Genomic DNA, 4,275 nt, shown 5'->3' with positions numbered 1-4,275 from the left:
GCCAGCACCCGTAGTTTGTTAAACACTGCCAAATTAATGGAAGACAATACCATGTTGTGGAAATTGAAAGAGATGGAATACGTTGAAAAAATTGCCGACAAAATCAGCAACATCAGCGTAAGTGGTAATGGTGCCTTGATTGAGCAGTTGAAACAGATTTTTGTGGCGCAGCATTAACCAAAGAAGTCAAGTTTTTAAAACTTGACTTCTTTTACCAGCAGCAGTATCAACATCCGGTATCATTCCGGTACCGGATGTTTTTTATTTTTTGGGGCGAGCCTTTGTAATTCTGCTCAGCATCGTTGTGTCACTCACTTGTACGGCATACCTTTATTGAGCTTTTAACTTCAAATAGTTTGCTGAATGTAGACTTAATACATTAGACTAAAATACAGAATATGAAAATGATAATGATGCCGGGTTATCGAAGTTTGTTTGGAGAACCGACGAAGTCTTACGAAGAGATATTAAAAAACGTTCCTTCTGAGATTGTAATAATGGTATTGATGAGTCTTAGTACAGAATTAAATACATCCGAATCACACATTCACAAACAAAAACGTTTGTGGGAAAGAGTTTCGTATCGATTTACCAAAGAACAGTATAATAATTTAGAAACTGCTTTTTCGAACTATAACATCCTAGTAAATGGCTTTGATGGAACCCTGTTTGATAGGAGTTGTTTATTGGCAATGATATTAAAGGAATTAGAGCGTAACAATGTTTGTGCAACTGATATAAATGCACCAATTCATGAGTATAATATTTTTATAGCTTATTTAGTATTTGTGGATGATGTCAGAAAAGTAGATTCAAGCTTACTAGAAAATGCTAAAGAATATAAGTTAGAAATAATGCCAACCCTTCCCTTACTTTGGGCTGGTGGTATTAGACAGTATGAATTTAATCACAGAGTTAATATGGTATATGAACTCTTCAAATTGTTATGTTTTTTAAAGTATGCATATGATAAATACAATCCATTTTTAAAAGAGTTAGTTAATAAATACTCGTTTCAAAATCTAGGGCAGTTTATGGGAAGTTTTAATCAGGTTTTAAATATAACTACAATCGATAATCCTTCTGAGCCTCTACGCAAATTAGTATCTATTAAACCAAACCAAGGCATGGATATAAGTCATTTAAAAGCACTTTCATCTAATCACTTGTTGGGTAAATCCAAATTAGGAATATCTGACTTGAGAAAATATCCTCTATTCGAAACAAGTATTCGAGGTTTTATGATAATCGATGAGGATATGTTTAGAAAGAAAGTATATAAAGGGCTGCTTTTCGAAATGTTTTATGAAACAGGCTTACGGAAGAAAATAGAAAAAGAATTGAAAGACCCTAATCAGGCTTTTCCAAACTATAAAACCAAAGTTTCAAAAGATTTTTTTGAAAACTTATTTTTCAAAAGCATTATGAAATTAATGTTTAAATCAAAGTATGACATCTCACATTTTGATGATAATGTTTTAGGAAAACCGGACTTGTATTATAAACACAATAAATCCGTACTTCTACTAGAATTTAAGGATTATTTATTTCCGGATAAAATATTAGCAGGAAAAGAGTTTGCCAATTTTAAGAAATATATTGATGAAAGATTTATAGTATCGGATAAAGATAATCCAAAAGGTATTGAACAGTTAGTGAACAATATTTCTAGTATCTATAAATTGGAGTATGATTTTGATATAGGTCTTAACAAAGCAATAGAAAGGAAGCAAAAGGTTAAAATATACCCGATAATATGCCATACAGATTTTATGTTCAGCATGCCTGGAATAAATGAGTATTTAAATATTGTTTTTGAGAAAAAGATTGAGGAGGAAATGATGAAGTTCGATAATATTCAAAATGTTACTATTGTAAGTCTCGAAGTGCTTTTTGATTATGCAATGAGAGGAGAAGATTTTAGTTCACTATCCAAGCTAATAGATAGGTATTGGACTATAATAAAAAATAGGAAAGAAAAAAATAAGAAAATTGGAACTGTTAATAATTTTCTAGCTACAAATGTAAGTTTTGACGAAATATATGAAACAAAGTTTCGGCAAGAGTTAATAAAGACTCATCATTACGGTAAAGAAGAAAAATTAACTGGATTAGCAAAAATGGCTGGTTTGACACAAGCCCAACTTTCCGAAGAATTATAAATATTTTTCATTTTCGATAAATGCTCAATAGAAGTATGTCGTACAAGAGTGCGACGCAACGATGATGCCATAAAAAACAAATGATGGCATCAAAAAAAATATTTAAAAAAATTTAAAAACAAAAACATTGAGTTACATAATAGTAGATGTTGAATCAGACGGCCCCATACCACACACATATTCAATGGTATGTTTTGGTGCCGTAGTGCTGGAGCCAACATTAAGCAAAACATTTTATGGCAAAACAAAGCCGATATCTGAACAATGGATACCGGAAGCATTGGCAGTAAGTGGTATCAGCAGGCAGGAGCATGAGCAATTTGAAGAACCGAAAAAAGTGATGGAGGATTTTGCAAAATGGTTATCAGACAATTCAAAGAACAAACCAATATTTATCAGTGATAATCCGGCTTTCGATTGGCAGTGGATCAACTGGTATTTTCATACTTACCTGGGCAAAAATCCTTTTGGCTTTTCTGCAAGGCGCATCGGTGATCTGTACTGCGGCATGAAGATGGACACCGGCTTAAATGCAGAATGGAAAAAACTGTTTCGTAAAACCGGTCATGATCATAACCCGGTGAATGATGCATTAGGTAATGCAGAAGCTTTGCTGGCGATGAAGGCAATGGGATTGAAGATACCGGCACAATAAAAAATTAAAAAACAACTGGAAAGGGAAGTCAAGTTTTTAAAACTTGACTTCCCTGGATAACACAAAACAAATGAGCAAATTAAAATTAACCGGAAAACAGATCCGTACTATTGGCTACGAAGAAGGGCCGGTAGTAAGTGTGGCCATGCATACCATGTGTACACACTTTAAACATTCCACCGAAGATGAAGCATTGCAAATACTAAAAGATATTTTAGCTGCGCCAGAAAATTATTTGGCCGATGAAGTATTGGGTAAAATAGCAGAAAAATTAATTGTAGTGGAAGAAGAAGCAGCAATAGAAATTCCTTTGAATGAAAAAGGTATTGCATACAATGTCTTCGGCGCAAAATATATTGAAGAAGGTGCATTAGCACAAATGCAGATAGCCGCTAAATTACCTGTAGCTGTTGCCGGCGCTTTAATGCCCGATGCACACCAGGGTTATGGTTTACCCATCGGCGGTGTGTTAGCCACCAACAATGCCATTATTCCTTATGCGGTGGGTGTAGATATTGGTTGCAGAATGTGCCTGAGCATTTTTGCTATTGATCCTGCGGAGTTGAAAAAAAGAGAAGCTAATTTTCAAAGAGAATTAGTGGCCAATACTTTATTTGGTGCAGGAAGAGAATTTAGTGAACGTACAGAACATGAAGTATTGGACAGAAATGAATTCAATGATATTTCTTTTTTACAACCATTGCAACATAAAGCCTTAAAGCAATTAGGTACCAGTGGTAGCGGTAATCATTTTGTGGAGTTTGGTAAAGTAGAAATTACCGATGCAACAAACCCAATGGGTTTAGCTATTGGTAATTATGTGGGTTTATTAAGCCATAGCGGAAGCCGTGGATTAGGTGCCAACATTGCCAACCACTATACACAAATTGCCATGCAAAAAACGGTATTGCCCAAGGAAGCAAAACATTTAGCCTGGTTAGATTTAGATACCGAAGAAGGAATGGAATACTGGTTAGCGATGAATTTAGCAGGTGATTATGCAAGTGCCTGTCACCATACCATACATGCAAAAATTGCAAATGCCATTGGTGAAAAACCATTGGCCATGGTAGAGAACCACCACAACTTTGCATGGAAAGAAATGTATAATGGCAATGAGGTAATTGTACATCGTAAAGGTGCAACTCCTGCAGGTAAAGATGTGTTAGGGATTATTCCAGGCAGCATGACTGCACCGGGCTTTATTGTAAAAGGTAAAGGCCAAGCTGCTTCTTTAAATTCTGCATCTCATGGTGCAGGAAGAAAAATGAGCAGAAGCAAAGCGTTAGCCAACATTACTCCCGAAGCTTTGAAAAAAGAATTAACAGCACATGGCGTAAAATTAATTGGTGGCGGGTTAGATGAAGCACCTTTTGCTTACAAGGATATTCACGAAGTAATGCAAAGCCAAACTGCATTGGTTGATGTGTTGGGTAAATTTTATCCGGCGATTGTGCA

At 35.3% G+C, this 4,275-nt stretch carries 3 protein-coding genes; all 3 read left to right on the top strand.

The annotated features are described in order from the left end of the window. Positions 1-398 precede the first annotated feature (398 nt). Positions 399-2,162: a hypothetical protein gene (locus tag ACY651_RS08560; RefSeq protein WP_462251689.1), complete on the top strand. Its 1,764-nt coding sequence runs from the start codon at positions 399-401 to the stop codon at positions 2,160-2,162. A gap of 127 nt (positions 2,163-2,289) precedes the next feature. Beyond that, positions 2,290-2,817, top strand: a complete 528-nt coding sequence (locus ACY651_RS08555) for a 3'-5' exonuclease (RefSeq protein WP_462251687.1) — start codon at positions 2,290-2,292, stop codon at positions 2,815-2,817. A gap of 70 nt (positions 2,818-2,887) precedes the next feature. Then, positions 2,888-4,275: RtcB family protein (locus ACY651_RS08550; RefSeq protein ID WP_462251685.1), on the top strand; the 1,388-nt coding region annotated here is incomplete at its 3' end.

The organism is Ferruginibacter sp. (assembly GCF_031391665.1).
Classification (GTDB): Bacteria; Bacteroidota; Bacteroidia; order Chitinophagales; family Chitinophagaceae; genus Ferruginibacter.
Note: the sequence above shows the minus strand (reverse complement) of the source record. Positions and strands in the feature narration are given on the sequence as shown.

Coding starts and splice junctions, on each gene's coding strand:
- ACY651_RS08560 (WP_462251689.1), top strand. CDS start 399: ATGAAAATGATAATGATGCCGGGTTATCGAAGTTTGTTTGGAGAACCG.